Origin of the sequence: Schaalia sp. ZJ405 (assembly GCF_011038885.2) — a bacterium.
GTDB lineage: Bacteria > Actinomycetota > Actinomycetes > Actinomycetales > Actinomycetaceae > Pauljensenia.
This window is the reverse complement of sequence record NZ_CP064952.1, coordinates 654968-680913: the sequence shown is the minus strand read 5'-3', so window position 1 is coordinate 680913 and position 25946 is coordinate 654968. Positions and strand designations below refer to the sequence as shown.

The window sequence follows — 25946 nt, the reverse complement described above, 5'->3', positions numbered from 1 at the left end:
TTGAGAAGGAGGCACCTCGTCCTCGTTAGGCTTGAGGCAGCGCCATATCTCCGGGCTTGATCCACCCCTGTTTGCGCATAAATTCGCTGATCCCCAGGGTGAGCAGCGCAGGAGCAACGAAGTGAAAGAGCAGGATCGTCACCGCGAGCTGAAGGTGCGGTGTTGTTGCCCCCATGACGTTCCACGTCATGATCTGCCCGACAAGTCCCGCCGACCCCATGCCAGATCCCACGGCATTGGATTCCATGTGGAGAAGAACGGAGGACACCGGACCAAGAATCGCCGAGGCAAGCGTTGGTGGAATCCAAATCAGCGGATGGCGCACAATGTTGGGAACTTGAAGCATTGACGTTCCCAGCCCTTGAGCGAGCACCCCGGACCAGCGGTTCTCACGAAATGACGCGGCGGCGAAACCGACCATCTGTGTCACGCAGCCGATGGTCGCTGCCCCCGCCGCCAGACCTGAGAGCCCGAGGATGATCCCCAGGGCAGCCGAAGAAATCGGGAGAGTCAGGACGATTCCCATGATGACGGCAACGATGATTCCCATGACGAAGGGCTGACGTTCAGTCCCCCAGTTGACAACGTTACCTAACGCACGCATGGTGCTGGAGATGGGAGGGCCAACAAGCAGCCCCACTCCACCACCGGCAATGATCGTGGTCAGGGGCGTAACGAGAATGTCGACGGGAGTTTTCCCGCTGACCACTCGTCCAACTTCGATGGCCACGTAAGCGGCGATGAACGCACCGAGGGGTTCTCCGGGGCCCGTGAGCTGAAGCGCCGTTCCGGAGTCGGTGGACACCAGAGTTGTTCCGGCGAGGAGCCCGGCGGCGAGCGCCCCAATCTGGCCGGCAACTCCCGCTGAGATCAGAACGAAAGTTGAAGATTTAAGTCGATACGCTGCACCGATTCCAATCCCAGCCCCCGTGATTGACTGCGCGACTTTCCCCAGCATGATGACGGTTTCTCCGACTCCACCGGGAATGAAAGTCCCGATCTGCACGAGAATCGTCCCGATGATGAGGGTTGCGAAAAGGCCGTGGGCCATCCCCGTCAGCCCCTCGATAAAGATTCGTTGCGCAAGGATCCTCATCGTTGTTCTCAGGCGGGATTTCGGTTCCATGAACGAGGACGAGACCTCACCTGTGCTCAGTTTCTCGCCGTTGCTCGACGTGTGAGCGAGCGCGGTGTCTGTCATGTTGTCTCCTCGGTGTGGCAACCAATTCCAGGTGTCTTGACACATAACCGTAGCCCCTATGTGTCTTGACACCTAGAAAAGGGGCCCATGTCACATCGATGTCGCGGACAACCACAACTCACCGGATCACGCTCATGAAGAGTCCACCACCTGAGCGTTCACGGACAGGACAGGTCCGCACTCGTACCCTTGAATTCAGAGCACATCAGAAGGGGTATTCATGAGCATTCAGCTTCGCTCGGCGACATCAACCCAGGGCCGTAACATGGCCGGCGCGCGCGCACTCTGGCGCGCCACCGGGATGGGAGACTCAGACTTCGGGAAGCCGATTATCGCTGTTGTCAACTCCTTCACTGAGTTTGTTCCCGGTCATGTTCACCTGCGTGATGTTGGCAAGATCGTTGCCGACGCCATTGTTGAAGCCGGCGGCGTTGCCAAAGAAATGAATACCATCGCCGTGGACGACGGCATCGCGATGGGGCACTCAGGCATGCTGTATTCACTGCCGTCGCGCGAGGTCATTGCCGATTCGGTTGAGTACATGGTCAACGCACACTGCGCGGACGCAATGGTGTGCATTTCCAATTGCGACAAGATCACTCCGGGGATGCTCAATGCTGCTCTTCGTCTCAACATCCCCGCGGTGTTTGTCTCCGGTGGCCCGATGGAGGCCGGGAAGAACATTGATCCGTCGCTGATCATTGGCCCGTCCACAGACGGACACGGAAACCTCATCACCGTGATGAATGCAACGGCAAACGATGACATTTCCGACGCTGATCTTTTGGCAACGGAAAAACTTGCGTGCCCGACCTGCGGTTCCTGCTCGGGTATGTTCACGGCGAATTCGATGAACTGTCTGACAGAGGCTCTCGGCCTGTCCCTACCAGGCAACGGGTCAACACTTGCCACCCAGGTTGCTCGCCGAGGCCTGTTCGAGCGCGCAGGTTCCCTCATCGTTGACCTGTGCCAGCGTTACTACGGCAACGAGGACGACTCCGTTCTCCCCCGGTCTATTGCAACGAAGGATGCTTTCTGGAACGCAATGACCCTTGACATGGCGATGGGCGGCTCCTCAAACACCGTGCTCCATCTTCTTGCCGCCGCATACGAAGGCAACGTCGACTTCGCTCTGTCCGACATTGCAACGCTCGGACAGAGCGTTCCATGCCTGTCGAAACTTGCTCCAAACCACAACGACTACCACATGGAGGACTTCCATCGTGCCGGCGGAATCCCCCGGATCCTCGGTGAACTTGATCGTGGCGGTTTTCTTCGCCACAGCGTGCACACCGTCCATTCCTCCTCGGTGAACGAATGGTTGTCGAGCTGGGATCCCCGCAGCGAGAACGTGAGTGACGAGGCGCTCGCACTCTGGCATGCGGCTCCCGGCAATGTGCGGACCACCGAAGCGTTCTCAACGTCGAACCAGTGGGAAACCCTTGACCTTGATCCGGTCAACGGCTGCATCCGCGATATTGAGCACGCCTACACGGCAAACGGTGGCCTCACCGTGCTCTTTGGAAACCTTGCTCCCGAGGGAGCAATCATCAAGGCCGCCGGTATTGATCCGTCACTGTTCCACTTCGAGGGGCGCGCCCGCGTGATGGAATCTCAGGAGGAAGCTATCGATCGGATCCTCGACAAAACCGTTGAGACCGGAGATGTCGTTGTGATCCGCTACGAGGGGCCTGCGGGCGGTCCGGGTATGCAGGAAATGCTTTACCCGACCTCGTTCATTAAGGGCCGCGGTCTGGGAAAGGCGTGCGCACTCATCACCGACGGCCGCTTCTCCGGCGGTACGTCTGGTATTTCCGTTGGACACATCTCCCCCGAGGCTGCCGATGGAGGGCTCATCGGACTTGTCGAGGACGGAGACCGCATCATCATTGACGTCAACGAAGGATTACTCCACCTTGACGTCCCCGCAGATGAACTTGAGCGTCGACGCGCCGCGCAAGAGGCTCGTGAGCACCCGTGGACTCCGCGTGACCGCGACCGCCAGGTGTCGAACGCCCTCAAGCTGTACGCCGCCACTGCAATGTCTGCTTCTAAGGGCGCGGCACGTGACGTGTCACGCGTCCTGCGTTAGACCGTGCACATATCCGTGGAATCGAGGAACATCATGAAGGACCATGTTGCGGTTTATGACACGACCCTGCGTGACGGTGCTCAGCAGGAGGGGATTTCCCTGTCCGTTGCTGACAAGCTCGCGGCCCTTCCCATTCTTGACGAACTCGGAGTGGACTACATCGAGGGCGGATGGCCGGGCGCCATCCCAAAGGACACGGTGTTCTTTGAGAAAGCCTCGGCAATGAGTCTCCGGCACGCGCGGCTCGTCGCTTTCGGAGCAACAACGAAGGCCGGCTGTCCAGCCCGCGAGGATGCTCAGCTTCGCGGGCTTGTGGATTCGGGGGCACGAATCATCACTGTCGTTGCCAAATCTGACCCTCGGCATGTGACGCGCGCACTCCGCACCGATCTCGACGAGAACCTGCGGATGGTCCGCGACACCGTCGATTTCCTCACCTCCGAGGGTGTGGAAGTCATGGTTGATCTTGAGCATTTCTTCGACGGTCTCTCCTTCGATCCCGACTACGGGCTGCGGGTCATGTGCGAGGCCGCTCACGCCGGTGCACGCACGGTTATCCCGTGCGATACGAACGGCGGTAATCTTCCCTCCCAGATTTTCCAGGTCACCCAGCGTGCCCGTCAGACCTTAGACGAGGCCGGCTGCCCCGACGTCATCCTCGGCATTCATACGCACAACGACACGGGGTGCGCGGTTGCCAATACGATTGCCGCCGTCGAGGCCGGAGCACGTCATATCCAGGGAACGGTCAACGGATACGGTGAACGCACCGGCAACGCCAATCTCTTAACTTGCGCAGCAAATCTTCAGCTCAAGCTCGGCTACGATGTTCTCCCCGAGGACGGGCTTCACTCCTTGGACTCCGTGTCTCACCGCATCTCGGAGCTGGTGAACATCGCACCTTTCGCTCGTGAACCCTACGTCGGTCAGTCAGCCTTCGCCCACAAAGCGGGGTTGCATGCTTCAGCGATCCGCATTGATCCCGACCTCTATCAGCACATTGACCCCTCCCTCGTGGGTAATGGAATGCGCATGCTGGTGTCGGAGATGGCAGGAAAGTCATCAATTGAGCTCAAAGCCGAGGAACTGGGGATTGATCTGAGCGGAGTTCCCGATGCTGCACGCCGCCTCGCGTCCAGAGTCAAGGAACGTGAAGCTCAGGGATACACCTACGATGCCGCCGACGCATCCTTCGAGCTGCTTGCCCTTGAAGAACTTGGGCGACTTCCCCGTTTTGTCCGCGTCGAATCGTGGAAAGTGACCTCCGAGGAGATCGCCGAGGTTCAGGGCGAACCCTTTACTCAGTCAGAAGCGACCGTCAAGATTCACACGGATCGTCGTCACATTCGTACAGCTGAGGGTAACGGTCCTGTCCACGCCCTCGACCGGGCGCTTCGCCACGTGATGACCCGCGACTACCCTGTCTGCGCGAATTTCGAGTTGACGGACTTCAAGGTCCGCATCATTGACGAGGAGCGCGCAGGCACGGACGCGACGATCCGCGTCCTCATTGAGATGTCCAACGGAAAACGCACCTGGTCAACCGTGGGTATCGGCACCGACGTCATCGAAGCCTCGTGGGAGGCTCTTTTCGAGGCATACTGGTGGGGCCTCCTCCATTCCGGAGCCAAACCACTTCTCCAGGAATAACAGCAAAGCAGGAGAATCTTCCCCAGCACATCTTCGAGCGATACCGGTGACGATTGGAGTCATGATGGATGCGGCTCAGCGTAGGGAACTCATCGTTCGCACGCTCAACGAGACAACCCCTGTTTCGGCGACGTCCTTAGGGGAACAGCTCGGTGTCTCCCGACAGATCATCGTTGGGGATGTGGCTTTGCTTCGTGCGAGTGGACATCCGATTCGGGCAACGAATCGCGGCTACGTCCTCGCAGGCACTCCCCGCGGGGCGCGCCGATCCTTTTTTGTTCGGCATACAAGGGACGAGGTCGCCAAGGAACTTCAGATCATTCTCAATGCCGGCGGCGCGATCCTTGATGTGTCCGTGGATCATCGTCTCTACGGTCAACTCACGGCTGACCTCGACATTCGATCCGCGGAAAACCTCAGCGCCTATCTTTCTCGCTTAACGGATTCCTCCGCGCTGTCCGAACTGACAAATGGCTGGCATTTCCACACGGTTGAGGCCCAGGACGAGGAGACCCTTGACCGCGTGGAGTCGGCGTTAGCTAACGAAGGATTCCTGCGTGACCCAAACGTCGACGTCGACGATGTTGAGGCCGACTGACTCACTATTTTGGCCAGCCCAGCCATACGGCGGTAGCGATACCCACCAAGCCGATGGCGACTGATACTATCCACCGCTCATCGTTTTTTACCCGCATACCGCCGAGAATCAGAAGGATCAAGCCGAGGATCCCCGATCCTCCCATCGCAAAGAATCCCATTGATTCACCCCTATCGTGTCAATTCCAGAATTCTGTCGTGCAGGTGAGCGATAGACGCATCATGCGTGACCGTGATGATGGTGACACCAAAGTCTCGGTTGAGATCAAAAAGAAGCCGAAGAATTCGTTGACGATTCTCGGCATCCAATGACGCGGTTGGCTCATCTGCCAAGATGATCTGAGGACGGAGTATCACTGCGCGGGCGAATGCTGCCCTTGCCTTTTCTCCACCCGAGCATTCACGTGGTTTTTTGTTGACGATCCCGCTGATTCCAAGGGACTCCACAAGCGTATCGAAACGTTCACGCCAGTCGCGAATTCTCGGCCGCGAATATAGGAATGGAAGAGTGATATTGTCTGCAATACTCAGCGAGTTGATAAGTGCAGACTCTTGGAGCACAAACCCCAATGATCGATTGCGCCACGCAGCCAGCTCAGATCCCGATAGCTCGTCAACATTCCGCCCTAACAGGTAATACCTGCCGGAGAACTTCCGATCGATGAGTCCCAGAATGTTGAGCACAGTACTTTTACCAACACCTGATTCGCCTACGAGAGCAACCTTTTCACCTGCTGAGACCTCGAGTGAGAGGTTTTCGAGTGCTGACAATGGGGCAGAGCGTCTCCCGTAGGATTTCCGCTGAATCTCAAGTTGAATCACTTTTTCTGTCACTGTAGTACCCCTATTGAAATTGGAACTCGCTTGATTCGCCATACGATTGACTGAACCACAATGGCAACCAACAGGACATTGGCTAGGAACGCAGCAAGTAGGGCAATCCAGTCCATCTGTATCAATCCTCCAGCAGGACCATATGTTATATGGAATGCAACTTTAGTACTCCAACTATCATGCCTCGAATAAGAAACCATCGCAAAAAGTGCTGACAGCGCAAACAGAGAAAGCAACGCATAGTATGCCACGAGCAGACGCTGGAATTTTTCGTAGCTCAATCCGACAAGGAGATTAATGGTGAAATCTGGCAGCATGACTCTCACGGCGGCCAATGATCCCCAGACTGCCAGAAATATGATCACGATAACTAGTATGAGAGAAACTCCCATGAGAAAAACCATAGAGGAATAAAAATATTCATGATAGAAGTCGATATTATCCTGTTGACTGGAGAAGTTAAATTTTAGATTAATCTTTTCTTCGATATAGGCTCCGAGCTCGCTCGCTCCAGGACGAGAAGTATCCAACAGCATCAGATCCATCAATCCGTTAATCTTAAATGCGCCATGCGCCTGTTGAATAAATTGTTCAGTGACTGGAACGATGATCGAAAAATTGTAGTACTGTTTGGAATCAAGCACATACAGATGAGAATGAGAAGAATTCTGCGTAAGAATGCCTGTTACTACATAAGTTACCTCTCTATTCAATCCTGGATCCACTACCGAGAATTTAGTGTTTAACGGATAGTCATCCGCAAGACCTTTTCCCACCAGCACGGGAATCGTGTTCGACTTATCGAGATCATAGTCGAAGCTGATCCCCGTTCCTTCTGCAACTGTGAATCCATTAATCTCGCTATAGGTCTGATTCATATATGCAACCGGAACATCAACACCTTGCCTGTTTTTTACATCGGCGATATATCCGTCCGTAAATAGACCAAAAGTATGTTTCTCTTGGATACGGTCATACACATCTTGAAGAGATTTCTCCGACATTTGTCCAGGGTTAAATGGGGAATCGGGATCCAGATTCGCTATGTATATACCAGGAAGGTTGAAGTGCTGAACTTCCTCAAGCCCCTCAGATGTCGAGGCCAGTGTCCGTGTCACCATGAATGCAATATAGTCAGTAGCCAAAATGAGCACAAGGACCACGACGGCTAACACGGGTTTTCGCAGAAATATTCGAGTCACAAAAAAGCGAAAAGTCTTCATTTTCTCCTCACTTTTCCTAGTATGAGAGAACTAGCGCAGATGTAGACGAAAAATATGCTAAAAAGGTTGAGAAAATTGTTTATTTTCAGATCAAGCAGGATGTGAATGATGAGCATGATGAGGAAACAACTGGCAAGTATCACAAAACATCCAAGTCCGTACCGAAAACGAATTGATCCAAGTCGATCACCGACGATGATTCGGCATGCGATCTCAGTCTCTGCTTTGACTATTCCCTGGTAGTGGTACACAATAACCAGCGTCGACAGGGCGAATATCAATGCCGTTTGATGTTCGACGATAAACTTTAGGTAGCGCTCCAATACATAGGATTCTGTGGAGCTTCGCTCAATATATGCAAGGAAGCCAGCGAGAAGAAAAGAGCCGAAATATAGGCATGCTAACTCAATAAGGCCACTTAGCCTGATTGGACATTTCCCGAGCAGATACTTCATCCGCCTTCACCTCTAAACCCTGCAACTTTCTGGGTGAGGAGCATAGCCCCTGCACCTCAAAGCCAATGTAACGGATCACATTTTGTACCGTCAAGAGATTTGTCATCGAAATTCCCAAGGGTTTCTTACGAAAGTGAGAACCGCAAGGAACATCGCCATGTTCGAGCACTTCATCAGGATTAGAGGATCCTGCGGTATTTGATCGTCACACCTTGCACGCGAGAGAGCGCCGGATATCCGCTCGCCTGCGAGAGGCTACCCACTGCTCTTCGCCTGCACGAGAGATCCCCCGTGGCTCAGGCTGCGTCGCCCGTGCTTTCTGAGGACGAGGCTGCGCCCGCGTGACCGTGGCGCTGTTGTCGACGTCGACGCACAATCATCCTGACGATCCAGAGGCCCATAGCTGCAAGGAACAGCCCAAGAACAACACCTTGATAGTGCGAGATCCATTCCCCAACGAGGGTCCAGTTTTCCCCGAGGAAGAATCCCGCACCCACGAGAAGGCTATTCCACAGCGCTGATCCCACCGTCGTATAGGCAAGAAACACGGGAATCGGCATGCGCTCCACTCCCGCGGGGATCGAAATAAATGATCGAATCACGGGGATCAGGCGCCCGATGAACACGGCTTTGGGCCCGTGTCGCTCAAACCAATTCTCGGTGCGAGCGACATCGTCCTCGTCAATGAACGGGAGCCGGATGATCAGGCGACTCATGCGCTCGTGTCCGATGAGTGCCCCGATTGCGTAGAGAACGCACGCGCCGATGACCGAACCAGCTGTTGCCCACACAATTGCGCTGAACAGTCCATATGTTCCCCGGGAAGCGGCGAATCCCGCAGCGGGAAGAATGATTTCGGAGGGAATCGGAGGGAAAACATTTTCCAAGGCCACGGCGATTCCGACACCGGGAGCGCCCAGGAGGGACATGAGGTGAACGACCCAGGAGACGATGAGGTCAAGAAAGCGTGTCACGACGAGGGGAATGGCCTTTCGTTGATGGAGAAGTCACAGGTCAGGGGCAGTATTTCACTGTGAGAATATGGGAGTCCGCACGTGGGCGCGACACGTGGAGACATGACATGCATCATGTCCGCGTTCATCGACACCTCGTTACAAAAATTCAGTAACCGGACCCCGATGTTGCACCTGATCACGGCCTCTAATCTGAATGTCGTTATCAATCAATTTCTTCGACCAGCGAGGTAATCATGACGATTCGTACAACCCACGTCGGCTCTCTGCCGCGCACCGAGGCTCTCATCGAAGCTAACCGTGCTCACCGCGAAGGAACGCTCAATGACGAGGCGTTTTCTTCTCTCCTCCAAAAGGAAGTCAACGGCATTGTTCAGCGACAAGATGAGATCGGCCTGAGCATTGTCAACGACGGCGAGTACGGCCATGCGATGCTTGACGTTGTCGACTACGGGGCATGGTGGACATATTCGTTCTCCCGTCTGGGCGGCTTGTCATTTGAGGACACGCAGCGTTTCGACATTCGTCCTCCCGCGGGTCGGGAGGGTCGCCTCTCCTTCTCTTCCTTCGCCGAGCGCCGCGACTGGCAGCGTTTCGCCGACGCATACGCTGATCCCGAATCGGGAATCCACATTGCGAATAAGAACCCCGTTCGCTTCCCCACGATCACCAGTGAACTCACCTACATTGGCGCCGAGGCCGTTGATCGTGACATCGCTGGGATCACCCAGGCACTCACAGCCGCAGGCAAACCCCTTTCTGATGGCTTCGTTGCCGCGATTTCTCCGGGAAGCGCCGCTCGCGTGGCGAATGCATTCTACGAGGACGACGAGGCCGTGGTCTGGGCATGCGCCGATGTGCTGCGTGAGGAATACCTGCGCATCACCAATGCGGGACTCACTGTTCAGATCGATGCACCGGATATTGCTGAAGGGTGGGACCAGTTCGCCACCGAACCCTCCGTTGACGACTACCGGGCGTTCTCACGTGTGAGGATTGAAGCCCTTAACCATGCGTTGCGGGGAATTGATCCGGAGCTGGTCCGTTTCCATGTCTGTTGGGGCTCATGGCACGGCCCGCACACAACGGACATCCCCTTCAAGGACATCGTTGACCTGGCGCTTGCGGTCAATGCCAATGGCTTGACCTTTGAGGCTGCGAACGCTCGCCACGCCCACGAGTGGACGATCTGGAAAGACGTCACTCTGCCCGATGGGAAGTATCTGATCCCCGGCGTTGTTTCCCACTCAACCAACGTTGTTGAGCACCCGGAGTTGGTTGCTCAGCGAATTCGCCAGTTCGCCGACATCGTCGGAGACGAACGTGTTGTCGCTTCAACTGACTGCGGCCTCGGTGGACGTGTGTATCCGTCGATCGCCTGGGCGAAACTCGAAGCACTCACAGAGGGCGCGCGCCTCGCCTCGCAGTGAGCTCTTCGCCGTGAGTGCTTCACCGTGAGCGCTTGACGTGAATACGTCGGCTCTCGATACACCTGTGGGGGCGACCCGATGGTCGCCCCCACAGGTTCGTCCTCGTTAATGAGAGAAAAGACGCGCTCAGACGAGCCGGTACATCCAGTGGAAAGGATCTTCAGCGCGCCCCCACTGAATATCAGTCAGCATGCGATGGATCTTCGTTGTCTGAGGACCCACGGGAATCTCCACGTCGAAATCGTCACCAGCGAGACGGGTGATCGGCGTGACCACGGCAGCTGTTCCACAGGCGAATACCTCAGTGACTTCACCGGAAGTAATCCCCTCGACAAGATCAGTCAACGCGATACGTTCCTCACGTACCTGGGTTCCCTGGCTGCGCAGCATCCGCAGAATCGCCGAGCGCGTCCCTCCCTCAAGAATGACTCCCGTGAGCGACGGGGTACGCACCGTTCCATCTTTCATGACGACGAACATGTTCATGCCGCCAAGCTCCTCAAGATACTTCTCTTCGTAGGTATCGAGGAAGCAGATCTGACTGAAACCTTTCTCGGCGGCCTCCGTCTGCGGGAGCAGCGACGCGGCATAATTACCACCCGTCTTTGCCGAACCTGTTCCGCCCGGACCCGCCCGGTGATAGCCCTTAACAACCCAGATGGCAACTCCGTTGAAACCATCCGTGAAGTAGGGGCCTGACGGCGACCCGATGACGTAGTAGTCAACAATGCCCGCTGGGTGAACGCCAACGAATTGTTCGGATGCGAACAGGAAGGGCCGCAGGTAGAGGGAGGCTCCGTCATCTTCGGGAACCCATTTCTCATCTGCTCGGACATAGTCGATGAGCGAGGCAACGAAGTCGTCGCGTTCCATTTGTGGCAGGGCCATGCGCCACGCCGAATGGTTCAGACGTGCGGCGTTGTATCCGGGGCGAAATGTCCAAATGGACCCATCCGTGTGACGATACGCTTTGATCCCCTCGAATGCCGACTGCGAGTAATGCAGCACCGACGCGCCCGGCGTGAGTTCCAAGGGACCGAAGGGAATGACTTCACGTCCAGTCCATCCATCCTCGCGGGTCCAGCGCATGTGGGCCATGTGGTCGGTGAATTCGCGTCCGAAAGTCAGGTCCGTCATGATCCGCGAGTAGTCCTCTTCGGATGCCGGATTCGGGTTGGGTGTCAGGGGGAATCGGCCGGCCAATTCGTCGGCGACGGGAATCCTTTGATCTCCGAGGCGTTCCAACTCTGTTGGCGTGTGTGGTTGCGCTGACATAGCACCCTCCAAAATCCGTGATTCTCCCGTGCTCTCTCAGGATAGGTCGGTGTACTGAGCCACCGGGAATGATTCCGTCATATGACCTGGCAGGCCGAACATCGACCTCGCCCCGCACAACAGCTTCTTACAGCTGCGTCTCGCAACTGCTTCTTACAGCTGCGTCGACAGCATCCCGCATAGACGAGCGTGCCATGCCGACGCGGAAGCATCCGTGAGAGAGGAAACCTGGTCGATGACAACGCGGAGACGTTCCTCGTCACCGATCGCCGCCCTCCACTGCTGAGCAAAAAGAGGTTCAAGATGGTGCGGGCCGTTCGTGAAGAGCACATCAACGAGGTCGTTGAGGAGGGTGCGCTGCTGGTAGTACACGGGTTCGGATTCGCGTGGGCTCATGACGTAGTGCACCGCCATGCCTTTGAGCACCTGAATTTCGGCCCGAGTCTCATCGGTGACGATGAGGTCGGCGCGGTAGCGTCCCAGCGGCCCCTCACCGAAGGCCTCGCGAGTAACGGCAACAGTGTCAGAGCAGAAACGACCGATGAGTTCACTTGTGAGATCCTTGAGACGGGCAAGGTCAGCGTAGGAGCCGGCAAAGGACGGAAGCCACACGTCAAGGGACACAAGGCGCTGAATCGCTCCCTCTAGGTCATGGCGCGAAATTCCTTTGCCATACCAGTCAACGGTTGCGTCAATCACCGCTTCAACAACGCCGTCATCATGCAAGTCAGCGGGCGCGAACTTCCCCGTTGCAATCGCATCCTCGACATCGTGAACGGAGTAGGCAATGTCGTCGGAAAGATCCATGATCTGCGCTTCCAGGCACCGACGTCCCTCAGGGGCACCCTGACGCATCCACCGGAAAACAGGTTCATCATCCCCGTAGACACTGAATTTCCGTCGTGACTTCTCAGGGTCGGGTCCCTGTCCTTTCGCCCACGGGTACTTGCAAATTGCATCAAGCGTTGCGCGCGTGAGATTCAGCCCCGCAGGCTGACCACCCGAAGACAGCACCTTAGGTTCAAGACGGGCAACGATACGGAGTGTCTGGGCGTTTCCCTCAAATCCCCCGATATCGCCCGCGAGCACGTCGAGCGCTTTTTCACCGTTGTGCCCAAAGGGAGGATGACCGAGGTCGTGCGAAAGACACGCCGCATCAACAACGTCGGGGTCAGCACCGAGTTCCTTGCCGAGTTCGCGTCCGACCTGAGCAACCTCGAGCGAATGCGTGAGCCGAGTACGCACGAAATCATTAGTCGACGGACCCAGAACCTGCGTTTTTTCACCCATCCGACGCAGGGCCGATGAATGAAGAACCCGTGCGCGGTCGCGCTCAAAGTCCGTGCGTTCCGACGACTTCGGTTTCTCCTGAACCATTCGTTGACGATCTTGGGGACCGTAGGCCCCAGAGAGCAGATCTGCGCCACCGTAGGGGTCCATCACGGGCAAAGTGAATCCCGACTTCGCAGGGTTTGACGACGAATGTGTGGTACTCACGTTCCTACACTAGCGTCACACCCACTCACCGCCCGCCGATCCACAGGTATTCGCCCATCTGATCGTGCGCTGTTTCACACAGATGAGGCAAGTGTGTCAATATGGATCTGTGTCCGAAGAACAGCGCCGCGACAACAGTGTGTTAACCTCGATGATCCACCGGATCACGCGAGGTCCGGTCCAGTGGTGGCATACAGCTGTCATCGGTGTACTCTCAGATAAATGTGACGAGTCAACACTCGGCATTCTCAGCGAACAGGCCGAGGCTCTTGGCCGGATCGGATTCGACGCAGTCGTCGTTGAGCCCAGCCATTCCGGTGTCGTGTGGGACTCGTCCTCGTCCCTGTCATCCTTCATTTCCCGTGCCCACGACTTTGGGCTACGCGTCATCGTGCGTCTGGCGGGAGTGTCGTTCCGTTTCCTTGCAACCAGTGACTTCTCCAACGAAGACGACATCACCACTCTCATTGGGCGCGTCAGAGCCAGCCTTGAGGCCGGGGCTGACGGCATCGACTTGGGGATTCTCGGCCTTAACGACGCCAGCCTCACTGCGCAGCAACAGACAGCGGGACACGCACGTCTGACGCGCCTGACCGGAGTGCTTCTTGCCGAAATTGAAGCCGCCAACAGCTCCGCGATTCTCGTTGCATCAACCGGCTACACGGATGCCGACATGCTGCGCACCGCCCTCGAAGACAACTGGTTCCATCATCTTCGCGATTCCGTGTGCTCCTCAACCCCGTGGGATGCCGACCGCATCATCGCAGCGATCCGAGCTTCCCTACGTCCCCGAGATCCCATCGGGGCAATCACCCCGTGGTCGTGGACTTCCTCCACAGAAATGAACGAGGACGAGGCTGATCTCGCAAGCTCCCGACAACTCCTCAGTCTTGCGCTCCCCGGAGCGTCCTACAACAGTGAAACCGCGCGTGCCATCGAGGAAGGCGATTCAGGACCGATCCCTGAGGCTTTGCGGATTCGGCGCGAACGTCGCATGGGTGCGGGGTCTTTGGGAATCGTTACTGGACTGCCGTGGGCCTGCCACGGCGTTGTTGTCCTCATCTGCGCTGGGGTGACCATCGTCGTCAATACGTCCGGGCAAACCGTCGACGTTCCCCGTGAACACGCTCTGCTTGTCAGCTCGCAACCGGCGGGTTTGGGCCGCGCCGGTGCCACGCTCCTCCCGGCGAATTCCTGCGCGTGGTTCGAGACAGCACCCGTTCGTCCCCCTAAGCCCCGTTCCTACGAATAATCACGATCCACCGCTGCAATGGCTAAGGCCCGTTGCTCCCCTCAGGTACTGAGCGAACGGACTGGAAGCGGTGAAGCGGGACTCGTCGTCCTCGTCAATGACGATCCACAGGCGACTCTCGTCGGCGCGGCACGACACTCACAGCGACTAGACTGGGATCATGGCTGGCTTGATTCGCAAGGAAGACATCGCATTGGTGCGTGAAACTGCACGCATCGACGACATCGTTGGCGAGCACGTCACCCTACGATCAGCGGGAATGGACTCCCTCAAGGGGTTGTGCCCGTTCCACGACGAACGCACCCCCAGCTTCCATGTGCGCCCCCAGCTTGGCATGTGGCACTGTTTCGGCTGTGATGAAGGCGGGGATGTTATTTCTTTCGTCCAAAAAATCAACCACCTGCCGTTCGCCGAAGCGGTGGAGATGCTGGCGCAACGCTACGGCGTGACACTGCACTACGAAGAAGGCGGTACTCGACACCGCACCGAGGAACCGGGCAAACGCCAGCGGCTGATTGATGCCCATCAGGTTGCCGAAGAATTCTACATTTCTCAACTCACATCCCCTCAGGCTCACGAAGGTCGGGCGTTCCTTGCCGAACGCGGTTTCGGTCCCTCTCAGTGCGCGCACTTTGGCATCGGATACGCTCCCGCGCAATGGGATTCACTGACTCGTCACCTGCGTGACAGAGGCTTCACCGATAAAGAAATCCAATTGGCGGGCCTGGCTTCTCAGGGTTCGCGTGGACTCTACGATCGTTTTCGTCACCGGCTTGTCTGGCCGATTAGAGACATCACCGGAGCCACCGTCGGATTCGGTGCGCGTCGTCTCGACGATGATGAATCTTCACCGAAGTACCTCAACACCCCCGAGACACCGATCTACAAGAAATCCCAGGTGCTCTACGGCCTGGACCTGGCGAAAAAGGCGATTTCACAGCGACGTCGCGTGGTCATTGTTGAAGGGTACACAGATGTGATGGCTGCGCACGTCGCCGGGGAACCGTGCGCCGTCGCCACGTGCGGCACGGCTTTCGGTTCGGAACACGTGCGGATCATCCGCAGGCTCCTGGGGGACGTGGCAGATCCCGCAGCCGGTGTTCTCCTGTCATCGGGACGAGCCCGCGGCTCGGAAGTGATCTTCACTTTCGATGGTGACGCGGCCGGACAAAAGGCAGCGTTGCGTGCCTACAACGAAGACCAGAACTTCGCATCCCAGACTTTCGTCGCTGTGGAAAAATCTGGGATGGATCCGTGCGACCTGAGGATGGCTCGCGGCGACCGCGCCGTCCTCGATCTCATCGAATCACGTACCCCTCTTTTTCAATTCGTTATCCGTTCGGTTCTCTCTCAGGTGGAACTCACAACCGCCGAGGGACGAGTTGCCGGGCTTCGAGCGTCCGCGCCAATCGTCGCGGGAATTAAAGACCATGCGCTGCGCAGCGAATATACGCGTTTGTTGGCCGGCTGGTTGGGGATGGATATACGCTCCGTGGAACGCGCTGTCCGTCAGGCTCCACGTTCTAGCGGTCAGGGCGGGCAGGCACGCCCAGGTGCGTATTCGTCCTCGTCCCCGATGTCGGGTGCGGGTCTCCAGGTTGCCCCTCAAAGGCGTGGCCCCGAGGATCCGGTGTCACGAATCGAACGCCAAGTACTTGAAGCTGTCCTCCAATATCCGATGTATGTCATCGGTTCCGGTTTCGAGGAACTTGACGGTTCATCCTTTACCGTGCCCACCCACCGCGCTGTTCACGACGCCATCCGCGCAGTTGGCGGCCTCGATACGTTCACGCGGATGCTTCGGGATCCGTCGTGGAATCCCATGACCAGCCCAACGAACGCCGCCGGGGCAACTGACGCTGCTCCCCTCCCGCCTCGCAGGGACGGCGAGAGTGACGACATCGAAAAGAATGCTCTGATAACGCGTCGTTTCGTTGAATATATCCGCGAATCGGCGGGAGACATGCTCGGAGAGGTCGTCACTCAATTCGCCGTTGCACCAATCCCGCAGGACGATCGCGAGGAAGGAATGCGCTCATACTGCCGCGGGGTTGTTGGGGCAATGGTCCGCATGGACCTCACCCGCCGAGTCGGCCAGGCACGCGCTGACCTCCAGCGAATGAACGAGGACGATCCCGGCTACGGCGACGCATTCAAGGAATTGCTTCGTCTTGAGCAACGTCGGCAAACCTTCACTGAGCGGGACTAGCAGCTCAGTGTTCTTCACGGGGGACGAATCCGACTGCCCGTGGGCATGAGCTTCCTGTAGGTGCCAGCTACCTGTGGGCGCTGACGACCGTGCTCCAACGGGCCTTCACCGGCGCAATGCCGCAGCACATCGGCACAACACCGAGCAAAGACCATCCCGTCAGCCGGCGAGGAGCTTTCGCTCAAATGCGTCCACCGAGAACCCCTGAGCGAGGACCGCCTGAGCCCATTCCTTCGCGGAGAACAGCGAGTGATCACGATAGTTCCCGCACGACTTCTCGTCGGTTCCCGGGACGTCCTCCCACGTGACATCGTCGGCGATCACCCGCAGCGAGATCTCAAGCCCACGAGTCACCTCTTCAACGCTGGGGGTTCCCCACACGATGAGATGAAAACCTGTACGGCAACCGAAAGGAGAACAGTCGATGACACCTTCAAGGTGGTCGCGCAGGATTGCTGCGAGCAGGTGCTCAATCGTGTGCAATCCGCCCGTGGGAATCGCCGAGGCGTTTGGTTGGACGAAACGCAGGTCGAAATTAGAAATGGCGTCACCATTGGGCCCGTGTTCAACGGAGATGAGCCGGACGTACGGAGCCTTGACGGCAGTGTGATCCAGGGTAAAACTTTCAACTTCAGCCATAGCAAGCTCTCCTCAGTCCTATGACGTGGGTGTTCATTGAGGTCACGCTCGACGGGATATTGCGGCCCACCAGCGGATATCAGTCTAGGCCGACGCTTTCTCTCACTTCGCGTTCAAGACGCGATGCGAGACTTTGCGACTCCTCATCTAAGGGACCGTCCGCAGTGAGCACGGAAAAGAGCTGGTCATCTTCACGTCGACGCACCCATGCGGTTACCCGCGTGCCATTGGGCATGGCCTCCGTGCGATGGGTAATGAGCGTCCGGTTGACTTTTTCCGTGACATCTCGCATGAATTCTGCGGGATCCTCGCTGTCGGTTGTCACCTCGATCGGCGCACGCCCCGGATCAACCCACACGCATGTCAATCGCCGAGTCGCGGCTTCCCAACGCACTTGTTGAATCTCGTACCACATACCCGAGTCAACAACTCCCGCTGCTTGACCTTCCAGCTCCTCCGCAAGCACGATCATCGCGTATTTTCCCGCAACGATCCACCCGCCCTCGTCAAGATGTTCCGCGAGGGCTCGCCGATCCGAATCCGGAAGCAAGGTGATGAGGTCTTTCGGTGGGCGTTGTCGATGAGCCATGTGATGATTCTATGTTCCTTGGGAGTCGGCAGCCCAATGGACGAGGACGAGGACGAGCACGCACTTCCTCTGCGTGCTCTCGTCAGTCTCTTATTCTTCTGATTCTCCGCGCGGTTCAAGCATGTCAAGGATGCGGCGCGTTGCCATCACATCAAGCTGCCCGGGAGCGCTGGCCTCGTCGATCGATGCGAAGGTTGCTGCCGATTGGAGGGCGCGACCGCTCACACGTGTCACAGCACCGTAGGGGCCCATTGCGATGCCGATAACGGGGCGCGCATGGCGTTTGGCTGCGTCAACCTGTGCGGCAAGCACCGTGAGTGTGTCTTTGGGCGAACGCGCCATTGCTGCAATTTTCAAGATATCTGCCCCCGCCTGATCCATTGACAAGAGAGTGTCCTCAAGTTCAGCCAGCGCTGGGGTTCCCTCAAAGAAATGGGACGATGCGACAACAACAGCACCACGTTCGTGGCAGTCGTTGACCAGCTCCGAGCTGCCTCGGGCGATTTCTACATCAACGGCATCGGCGAGATCAGCAAGGAGGCGCACAACGGCCTCGTACATGTCATTACTGTCAACATCTACTGTCCCGCCCTCGGCCCCCGTGCGTAAGGTTGCGAGAACCGGGAGCGCACTGGCGGCCATGATCTGCGCGCCGACGCTGCGTAGCGTTGCCTCGAGGGCATCAATCGTCTGTTGTCCCTGGGCTGCAAGCAGTGGATCGACCCGCCATTCCACGAGGTCAACGGGGTAGTCGGCGTAGCGTGCGACCTGTTCGGTGAGCGCCCGCAGATCAGCAGACATCAGCGGCGCAATAATTTTCGTTCGACCACCGAGGACACATTCTCGATGCCCTCGCCGTCCGATCATCACCTGCTGCATTTCTCACACCACCTCACGTGTTCTGTACTCTGACCAGCCCAAAAGGTCCGGAACTCTCGTCGCTGAGGATCGTCCCCTCACATCTGCCGTTATCCACCGGAAACATCCAGTTCCGCCAGCTGAAGCATCTCCCGCTCCGCGTCAGTCAAGCATCGAGAGTTAAGCCAACCGCTGGGCAAATGCGGAGTTTTTTCACCGCCAGCTCGTCCTCGTGCCCCCTGCGCAGCCGCGGGAAACTCCTGGTCCCCGTCAAGAGCACTCAGACGCTGTTCAAGCTCATCGAGCGTCGACACCATCCCCAATGCGTGACGCTGCGGGCCGCCCACAGAAAATCCCCGAAGATACCATCCCACGTGTTTACGCATCTCACGCAAAGCACGCTTCTCATCGTTTTCAACCTCAACAACCCAGCGTGCGTGCGTCATGATGATCTCAGCGACCTCACGCAACGATGGGCCGGGAAGTGCGGGCATCCCGTGGATCGCACGGATGATGTCACGGAACAGCCACGGGCGCCCCTGGCATCCGCGTCCGATCGTCACCGCGTCGCATCCGGTCTCTTCGAGCATCCTCAGAGCATCGGGGCCCTCGAATATGTCACCGTTGCCGAACACAGGGATCGACACGTGGTCTTTGAGCTCCGCGATTCGTTCCCAGTGCGCTTTACCGGAATAGTGCTGCGTTTGTGTGCGAGCGTGAAGAGCAATCGCCGCGACCCCTGCATCCTGCGCGATCTGCGCCGCCTCGCGGAAAGTTTCATGATCGTTGTCAATCCCGATGCGCATCTTGACGGTCACAGGAACCGGCTGGTCACGACGGGTTCGGCGCGACTGATCATCTGCTGCCGCAACAACGTCACGGACGAGATCCGTCAACAGGTCACGCTTCCACGGCAGTGCCGCTCCCCCGCCTTTCTTCGTCACTTTCGCAACGGGACACCCAAAGTTCAGATCGATGTGATCAACCAGGTCACGGTCAATGAGCAGACGCGTCGCCTGCGCCATGACAGCGGGGTTGACGCCGTAGAGCTGAATGGAGCGCACCCGCTCAAGCGGGTCGGGCTGGACCATCTTCCACGTGCGTTCGTTGTTTTCAACCAGCGCACGTGAAGTCACCATTTCCGTGACATACAGCCCCGCCGGCGCATCCACACCTTTCGTCCATGCGATCTGCGCGTCATCACCGCCAGAGGGTGCAGTAGGGTTTCCTTCATCGGGGCGAAGCCCACGGGGGAGCCCAGATTCACCGAACTGGCGACACAGGCGACGGAAAGGCACGTCCGTAACTCCGGCCATCGGGGCGAGGACGACGGGTGACCATAAACGCAGGGGCCCGACCTCTACGACAGAGACCGGGCCGCCAACGAAGCCATGAGGCTCAGTCATTCACAGAACCCCGAGCTTATCAACGAGGTAGGACTTGACTTCAGAAACAGGAATGCGCTCTTGTTCCATCGAATCACGATCACGAATCGTCACGGCCTGATCTTCGACCGAGTCAAAGTCGTAGGTGATGCAGTAGGGGGTGCCGATCTCGTCCTGGCGACGGTATCGACGGCCCACAGCACCCGCATCGTCATAATCGACATTCCACAGTTCCCTCAGCTCGGAGGCGAGTTCGCGTGCCGGCCCCTGTAGTTCATCCTTGCGTGACAGCGGGAGCACAGCAGCTTTGACTGGGGAAAGACGCGGATCCAGGTGAAGAACGGTCCGCTTGTCCACGCCACCCTTGGCGTTCGGAGCTTCGTCCTCTGCGTAGGCTTCAACGAGGAATGCCATGAGCGAACGGGTCAGGCCTGCCGAGGGTTCGATGACGTAGGGAGTCCAGCGCTCATTCTTCGCCTGGTCGTAGTAGTCGAGCTTCTGTCCCGAGGCATCAGCGTGAACGGATAGGTCGTAGTCGGTGCGGTTGGCGATACCTTCGAGTTCTCCCCATTCGGATCCCTGGAATCCGAAGGTGTACTCAATGTCGACGGTGCGCTTGGAGTAGTGGGAGAGTTTCTCCTTGGGGTGCTCGTACAGGCGCAAGTGTTCGGGATCGATGCCGAGGTCGACGTACCAGGCGAAGCGTTCATCAATCCAGTACTGGTGCCATTCCTCATCAGTTCCGGGTTCAACGAAGAATTCGAGTTCCATCTGCTCGAACTCGCGGGTACGGAAAATAAAGTTTCCGGGGGTGATTTCGTTGCGGAAAGACTTGCCGATCTGACCAATGCCAAACGGCGGCTTCTTGCGCGACGATGCCATGACGTTCGCGAACTGCGTGAAGATGCCCTGAGCGGTTTCAGGACGCAGGTAATGCAAACCTGCTTCGTCGTCAACGGGTCCGAGGAATGTCTTGAGGAGACCGGAGAATGCCTTCGGTTCGGTCCACTGTCCACGGTTTCCACAGTTGGGGCAGGGGACGTCTCCGAGATCAACGGAGTCTTCGTTCACACCGTGTTTTTCTGCGTAGGTCTCTTTGAGTTCGTCTTCACGCAGGCGCTTGTGGCACGACAGGCATTCGATCAGCGGGTCGGTGAAGGCCGTGACATGGCCGGAGGCTTCCCAGACACGACGCGGGAGAATGACGGAAGAGTCGAGGCCGACGACGTCCTCGCGCGAACGAACAACCCGCTTCCACCACTGGCGTTTGATGTTTTCTTTGAGTTCAACGCCCAGGGGCCCGTAGTCCCACGCGGAGCGAGTACCGCCGTAGATTTCACCCGAGGGGAAAACGAAGCCGCGGCGCTTCGCGAGGCTGATGACTGAGTCGAGGCGGGAAGGTGTGGGTGCCACAGAAAAACTCCTTTGGAAAGCGCCGCACCTGGCTGGCGCGACGTGTTGGTACCGATCTTAGTCGAGGGACGTTGGCCTGTGCCTCTACAGCTACCAGGGAATCAATGCCGTTTCTCATAGAGCATGAGGATGCTCACGATGACCAGGCCTTCTATTGACGATCATTCCCATTAAGAGTGAGAATGATTCTCATGAAACGACATTCCTTCCTGACGTATGCCGCCCCCGCGACCGTTGCGGCTGTCTCGTTCATCCTCGCCGGATGCTCGGGTGCCTCCTCGACTCAGTCCGCAGGACAGTCGGATGGGGCATCCGACAAACCTCTTTCCGTGATGACCTCGTTCTATCCCCTGAAATACCTCACCGAGCGCATCGGCGGAGACCTCGTCTCTGTCACCTCGCTGACCCCCGATGGGGCAGAACCTCATGATCTGGAGCTGTCTCCCGCAACCGTCGACCAGTTGGGTCGAGCGGATGCAGTTGTTTACCTTTCAGGTTTCCAGGCAGCGGTTGACGATGCTGTCAAACAGAACGCTCCAAAGACTGTCATTGATGTCGCAGAGGCCGTGAGCCTTGTGGATACGAGCGACGACCCGCGCAACAACCACCCCGAGCACAGTCACGATCACGGTGACGCGCACGATGATCACGACCATGAAGGGCATGATCATGAGGGTCATGACCACGACCATGAGGCGCATGACCACGAGGGACTCGACCACGACCATGAGGCGCATGACCATGAAGGTCACGACCACGAGGCACACGGCGATCACGACAGCCACGAAGACGGCGATCACGAGGGTCATGACCACGAGGCGCACGACCATGATGACCATGACCACGGGACAACCGATCCTCACTTCTGGCTTGACCCCGACCGCATGGGGCAGGCGGCCACCGCGATCGGCCAGGCCCTTGCCAAAGCCGACCCGAAGAACGCGCAGCACTACACGCAGAACGCCGCAGCCGTCACCAAGAGCATGACGAAACTCAGCACCGAACTGGTCGAGGGTACGGCAACGTGCCGCTCCCGCACTTTCGTCACCGCGCACACGGCTTTCGGCTACCTCGCAGACCGCACACAGCTGACACAGATGGGAATCTCCGGCCTCTCCCCCGATTCCACTCCTTCACCCGCACGACTCAAAGAAATCGCCGATTTCGTCAAGGCGGAAAATGTGTCGACAATTTTCACGGAGTCCCTCATCGATCCGAAGGTCGCAGAAACCTTGGCGTCCGACCTGGGGATTAAGACAGACGTCCTCGACCCCATCGAATCTCAGGTCGATTCCTCAAAGGACTACGAGGCCGTGATGCACGACAACCTCGTCGCCCTACGCAAGGCACTCGACTGCGAGTGAGCACGGAAGAAAGACTCTGATTCGCAGTGACACACACTGACGTCATCTGCGTGGACAACCTTCACGTCGCGTGGGACACCAACCTGATCCTCCACGGGGTCAGTCTGCGTGTCCCACGCGGCTCAGTCGTTGCCCTCACGGGCTCTAACGGCTCAGGAAAATCCACTCTGCTGCGCGCAATCCTCGGGTCCGCACCGATCACCCGAGGAAGCGTTGAACTATTCGGCTGCGCTTTAACTCACCCACGCTCGTTTCCGTGGAAACGCATTGGCTATGTTCCTCAGCGCGTGGCCACCCCCGGCGGAGTGACGTCCTCGTCAATCGAGGTTGTTCGCACGGGATTACTCGGACCCTCCCGCTGGTGGCCCGCACCCAAAGATCGCCAACGATCTCTCGATGCCCTCCAGCGCGTCGGGATGGCACATCGGGCAAAGGATCCCATGTCGATCCTGTCGGGGGGACAGCAGCAGAGAGTCCTCATTGCGCGTGCCCTCGTGCGTTCCCCTGAACTCCTCATCATGGACGAACCAATGGCCGGTATTGATGCGGCCTCCCGCAGGCGCTTGGCTGGAATCGTCTCTGATCTGCGTGCCGCTGGAACAACAATCCTCGTTGTTCTCCACGAACTCGGTGAACTCGCGCCCTCCATCGATCGGGAACTCCACATCGGCTCCGGCCATATCACCTACGACGGACCGCCGCGCCTGAGCACCGAGCACGCGCACACCGACGACACGTGCCACACGCATTCAACATCCACCGCTCCCATCGGCGCACGCGCGTCGACGCTGGTCACTGAGATCTACGGAGGGAACGCATGAGCGACATCATCGCTGCCCTCGGGCAGATGCTCACGTCGCCAATGATGCAGCGCTCCCTCCTGGCCGCGGTGCTCGTCGGCGCCACAGCTCCCGTCATCGGAACGTACCTTGTGCACCGCCGCCTCGCAATGCTCGGCGACGGCATCGGACACGTATCACTCACCGGTGTCGCACTCGGCTGGTTGCTCGGCACCGCGGTGAACGCCTCGCCAGCGGATCAGTGGGCAATCCCCGGAGCAATTGTCGTATCGCTCCTGGGTGCGGTGACGATTGAGCTGGTTCGCCAGTCGGGGCGGACTTCGGCCGACGTCGCCCTCGCCATGCTTTTCTACGGGGGAATCGCGGGCGGTGTGCTTCTCATCGGCATCGCCGGCGGCACCTCCGCGCAACTCAATTCGTATCTTTTTGGCTCAATTTCCACGGTTGAGTGGTCGGATCTCTGGCTCATCGTTGCCCTGGCCGCGCTGATCATCATTGTCGGCATCGGTCTGACTCCGGCACTGTTTTCAGTGACGAACGACGAGGAATTTGCCCGCTCCACGGGACTTCCAGTGCGCAGCCTGTCGATGCTTTTGGCCGTGTTGTCGGCGCTGACCGTAGCGATCGCAATGCGCGTCGTCGGTTCGCTCCTGGTCTCGGCCCTGATGATCGTTCCCGTTGCCATCGCTCAGCTCGGTTCCCGGTCGTTCCGCGCAACCATGACCTGGGCAATGGGGATCGGCACCATCGTGTGCACGCTCGGCCTGTCACTGACATATTTCGTTGATTTGTCACCGGGTGCAGCGATCGTTGTTCTTGCGATAATTGTCTATGCATTGGGTTTCACCGTTCGCACGGTGATCGACCAGACGAAACGTTCCCGCAGACTCCGCGAAGTTTCCGCCTCCGCGGTTCATCCCGAGCGCGATGACACGACTCAGGAGACACCCATTCAATGACCACACATCACCATCATGATCCCCTATCGGAGGCAACTCACTCCGCCCGCGCATCTGCGACTGCGGGTGGGTCAACCCAGCGCATGACGAAGCAACGCCTCGCCGTGTGGGAACAGCTCGGGCGCATCGATGACTTCCGTAGTGCGCAGCAGATCTACGACGATCTCATCCGCTCGGGTCACAAAGTCGGTTTGGCCACGGTCTACCGCAATATCCAGGCCTTGGTCGACGCTCACCAGGTCGATGTTCTCCGCACTGACGAGGGCGAAGCTCTTTTCCGTCGATGCAGGACCGCAGACCACCATCATCACCTCGTGTGCCGCATATGCGGTCACACCGAGGAGATCAGCCAGTCAGAAATTGAAACCTGGGTCGACGACGTCGCTCGATCACACGGATTCACACAGGTGTCGCATTCGATGGAACTTTTTGGCGTGTGCGGCAACTGCCAGAAGATGCAGAACTAATCCGCAGCGCGCCCTCGGCGCGCATCCCTATCAGTGGGAACACCAGTCTCCCTGAGATACGCGCCGCTTCTCTTCCCTTACCGGTCAGCTATTTTGCGCCTGTACCGGAGCTTCCAGGGGACGAGAACGTCTGCGCCTAACCACGACGATGGCAGCGATGATGGAGAGCACTGTGAGTATTCCTGCCCATCCCCACCACGATCCTGCGATCGCTGCAAGAATCGACATCCATACGGCAAGCATCCCGAATCCGTAGAGAAACGCCCAGGCGATGCATCCGGGAATCATGCACAGCGTGTAGGTCCGCCACTTCAAGCGAACAACTCCAGAACCTGCGTTAACTGCGGTTTGGACTCCAACGGTGAGGAAGCATAGGGGGATGAGGATCAGTCCCCATTTCTCCAGTAGATCCGCGCCTTTTCGAGGAATAGGGCCGTTGAACCAGGCGGCGATTTTCCCGCGCAAGCCATCGCGGCCTGAACCTGACAGAGCTCCTTGCGCGGTTGCGCGCCCGAGCCAATACGTTCCCTGAGCTCGGATAAAGACTACAAAGAACAAGAAAATGATCAGCCGAATTCCCGATGAAGCCCATTCCGGATGCATGCTTTCTCCTGTCGTCATGCGACTCGACTACTCCCCCAAATGGGACGAGAGTCCTAACGGCCCAATGCTACTGATCTACCTTCGCCCGAGAAGTTATCTGACACTGTGGGCGACAAACGTCCACACGTCTCGGCCAAAAACCTCTATATTCGGCGTGTTATCTGACAGCGCTACCAGATC

22 protein-coding genes are annotated in these 25946 nt (G+C 57.9%); 10 read left to right on the top strand and 12 right to left on the bottom strand.

Annotation, left to right across the window (positions count from 1 at the left end; all coding sequences use genetic code 11):
• Nucleotides 1–25 precede the first annotated feature (25 nt).
• Nucleotides 26–1201, bottom strand: coding sequence for a PTS sugar transporter subunit IIC (locus tag G7Y41_RS02775; protein ID WP_231367355.1), 1176 nt, complete (start codon nucleotides 1199–1201; stop codon nucleotides 26–28).
• A gap of 220 nt (nucleotides 1202–1421) precedes the next feature.
• Here G7Y41_RS02775 and ilvD point away from each other — a divergent pair, with 220 nt between their 5' ends.
• From ilvD to G7Y41_RS02760, 3 genes are all read left to right on the top strand, one after another.
• Nucleotides 1422–3293: a dihydroxy-acid dehydratase gene (ilvD, locus tag G7Y41_RS02770; protein ID WP_165315812.1), complete on the top strand. Its 1872-nt coding sequence runs from the start codon at nucleotides 1422–1424 to the stop codon at nucleotides 3291–3293.
• Between the two features lie 33 nt (nucleotides 3294–3326).
• Nucleotides 3327–4943, top strand: a complete 1617-nt coding sequence (gene cimA / locus G7Y41_RS02765; protein ID WP_165315811.1) for a citramalate synthase — start codon at nucleotides 3327–3329, stop codon at nucleotides 4941–4943.
• Nucleotides 4944–5004: 61 nt separating this feature from the next.
• The gene (locus tag G7Y41_RS02760; RefSeq protein ID WP_231367354.1) at nucleotides 5005–5541 is read left to right on the top strand and encodes a transcription repressor NadR; all 537 of its coding nucleotides are present in this window, start codon (nucleotides 5005–5007) and stop codon (nucleotides 5539–5541) included.
• Between the two features lie 170 nt (nucleotides 5542–5711).
• Here G7Y41_RS02760 and G7Y41_RS02755 read toward each other — a convergent pair whose 3' ends face one another.
• From G7Y41_RS02755 to G7Y41_RS02745, 3 genes are all read right to left on the bottom strand, one after another.
• The gene (locus tag G7Y41_RS02755) at nucleotides 5712–6374 is read right to left on the bottom strand and encodes an ABC transporter ATP-binding protein (RefSeq protein ID WP_196819539.1); all 663 of its coding nucleotides are present in this window, start codon (nucleotides 6372–6374) and stop codon (nucleotides 5712–5714) included.
• Nucleotides 6371–7597 (bottom strand): peptide ABC transporter permease, encoded by a 1227-nt coding sequence (locus G7Y41_RS02750; protein ID WP_165315809.1) that lies wholly within the window; start codon nucleotides 7595–7597, stop codon nucleotides 6371–6373. The genes G7Y41_RS02755 and G7Y41_RS02750 overlap by 4 nt, the downstream gene beginning before the upstream one ends.
• Nucleotides 7598–8348: 751 nt before the next feature.
• Nucleotides 8349–9026, bottom strand: a complete 678-nt coding sequence (locus G7Y41_RS02745) for a DedA family protein (RefSeq protein ID WP_165315808.1) — start codon at nucleotides 9024–9026, stop codon at nucleotides 8349–8351.
• A gap of 236 nt (nucleotides 9027–9262) precedes the next feature.
• Between G7Y41_RS02745 and G7Y41_RS02740 the strand changes: the two genes are divergently transcribed.
• Nucleotides 9263–10456, top strand: a complete 1194-nt coding sequence (locus tag G7Y41_RS02740; RefSeq protein WP_165315807.1) for a cobalamin-independent methionine synthase II family protein — start codon at nucleotides 9263–9265, stop codon at nucleotides 10454–10456.
• 126 nt (nucleotides 10457–10582) lie between these two features.
• Here the strand turns inward: G7Y41_RS02740 and G7Y41_RS02735 are convergent, their stop codons facing one another.
• Both G7Y41_RS02735 and G7Y41_RS02730 read right to left on the bottom strand, forming a co-directional pair.
• Nucleotides 10583–11731 (bottom strand): branched-chain amino acid aminotransferase, encoded by a 1149-nt coding sequence (locus G7Y41_RS02735; RefSeq protein WP_165218632.1) that lies wholly within the window; start codon nucleotides 11729–11731, stop codon nucleotides 10583–10585.
• 153 nt (nucleotides 11732–11884) lie between these two features.
• Complete coding sequence (locus tag G7Y41_RS02730; protein ID WP_165315827.1) at nucleotides 11885–13171, bottom strand: deoxyguanosinetriphosphate triphosphohydrolase; 1287 nt, start codon at nucleotides 13169–13171, stop codon at nucleotides 11885–11887.
• 166 nt (nucleotides 13172–13337) lie between these two features.
• On the opposite strand from G7Y41_RS02730, the gene G7Y41_RS02725 reads away from it, so the two are divergent.
• Both G7Y41_RS02725 and dnaG read left to right on the top strand, forming a co-directional pair.
• A complete protein-coding gene (locus G7Y41_RS02725) occupies nucleotides 13338–14480 on the top strand; it encodes a hypothetical protein (protein ID WP_165315806.1) in 1143 nt (380 codons plus the stop codon).
• Nucleotides 14481–14640: 160 nt separating this feature from the next.
• The gene (gene dnaG, locus G7Y41_RS02720; protein ID WP_165315805.1) at nucleotides 14641–16689 is read left to right on the top strand and encodes a DNA primase; all 2049 of its coding nucleotides are present in this window, start codon (nucleotides 14641–14643) and stop codon (nucleotides 16687–16689) included.
• A 159-nt stretch (nucleotides 16690–16848) separates the two neighbouring features.
• Here dnaG and G7Y41_RS02715 read toward each other — a convergent pair whose 3' ends face one another.
• The 5 genes from G7Y41_RS02715 to G7Y41_RS02695 all read right to left on the bottom strand — a co-directional run bounded on the left by G7Y41_RS02715 (nucleotide 16849) and on the right by G7Y41_RS02695 (nucleotide 21573).
• The gene (locus G7Y41_RS02715) at nucleotides 16849–17328 is read right to left on the bottom strand and encodes an S-ribosylhomocysteine lyase (protein WP_165315804.1); all 480 of its coding nucleotides are present in this window, start codon (nucleotides 17326–17328) and stop codon (nucleotides 16849–16851) included.
• 79 nt (nucleotides 17329–17407) lie between these two features.
• Nucleotides 17408–17917, bottom strand: a complete 510-nt coding sequence (locus tag G7Y41_RS02710) for a hypothetical protein (protein ID WP_165218640.1) — start codon at nucleotides 17915–17917, stop codon at nucleotides 17408–17410.
• Between the two features lie 90 nt (nucleotides 17918–18007).
• Nucleotides 18008–18796, bottom strand: coding sequence for a type I 3-dehydroquinate dehydratase (aroD, locus tag G7Y41_RS02705; RefSeq protein ID WP_165315803.1), 789 nt, complete (start codon nucleotides 18794–18796; stop codon nucleotides 18008–18010).
• Nucleotides 18797–18885: 89 nt separating this feature from the next.
• Nucleotides 18886–20181, bottom strand: a complete 1296-nt coding sequence (dusB, locus tag G7Y41_RS02700) for a tRNA dihydrouridine synthase DusB (RefSeq protein WP_165315802.1) — start codon at nucleotides 20179–20181, stop codon at nucleotides 18886–18888.
• A complete protein-coding gene (locus tag G7Y41_RS02695) occupies nucleotides 20182–21573 on the bottom strand; it encodes a glycine--tRNA ligase (protein WP_165315801.1) in 1392 nt (463 codons plus the stop codon).
• Nucleotides 21574–21755: 182 nt separating this feature from the next.
• On the opposite strand from G7Y41_RS02695, the gene G7Y41_RS02690 reads away from it, so the two are divergent.
• The 4 genes from G7Y41_RS02690 to G7Y41_RS02675 all read left to right on the top strand — a co-directional run bounded on the left by G7Y41_RS02690 (nucleotide 21756) and on the right by G7Y41_RS02675 (nucleotide 25163).
• On the top strand, nucleotides 21756–22937 hold the full coding sequence (locus G7Y41_RS02690; protein ID WP_442984253.1) for a metal ABC transporter substrate-binding protein: 1182 nt from the start codon (nucleotides 21756–21758) through the stop codon (nucleotides 22935–22937).
• A gap of 26 nt (nucleotides 22938–22963) precedes the next feature.
• The gene (locus G7Y41_RS02685) at nucleotides 22964–23758 is read left to right on the top strand and encodes a metal ABC transporter ATP-binding protein (RefSeq protein ID WP_231367353.1); all 795 of its coding nucleotides are present in this window, start codon (nucleotides 22964–22966) and stop codon (nucleotides 23756–23758) included.
• A complete protein-coding gene (locus tag G7Y41_RS02680; RefSeq protein ID WP_442984252.1) occupies nucleotides 23755–24696 on the top strand; it encodes a metal ABC transporter permease in 942 nt (313 codons plus the stop codon). The genes G7Y41_RS02685 and G7Y41_RS02680 overlap by 4 nt, the downstream gene beginning before the upstream one ends.
• Before the next feature lie 83 nt (nucleotides 24697–24779).
• A complete protein-coding gene (locus tag G7Y41_RS02675; RefSeq protein ID WP_231367389.1) occupies nucleotides 24780–25163 on the top strand; it encodes a Fur family transcriptional regulator in 384 nt (127 codons plus the stop codon).
• Nucleotides 25164–25247: 84 nt separating this feature from the next.
• Here the strand turns inward: G7Y41_RS02675 and G7Y41_RS02670 are convergent, their stop codons facing one another.
• A complete protein-coding gene (locus tag G7Y41_RS02670; protein WP_165315798.1) occupies nucleotides 25248–25766 on the bottom strand; it encodes an SNARE-associated domain-containing protein in 519 nt (172 codons plus the stop codon).
• Nucleotides 25767–25946: the final 180 nt, after the last annotated feature.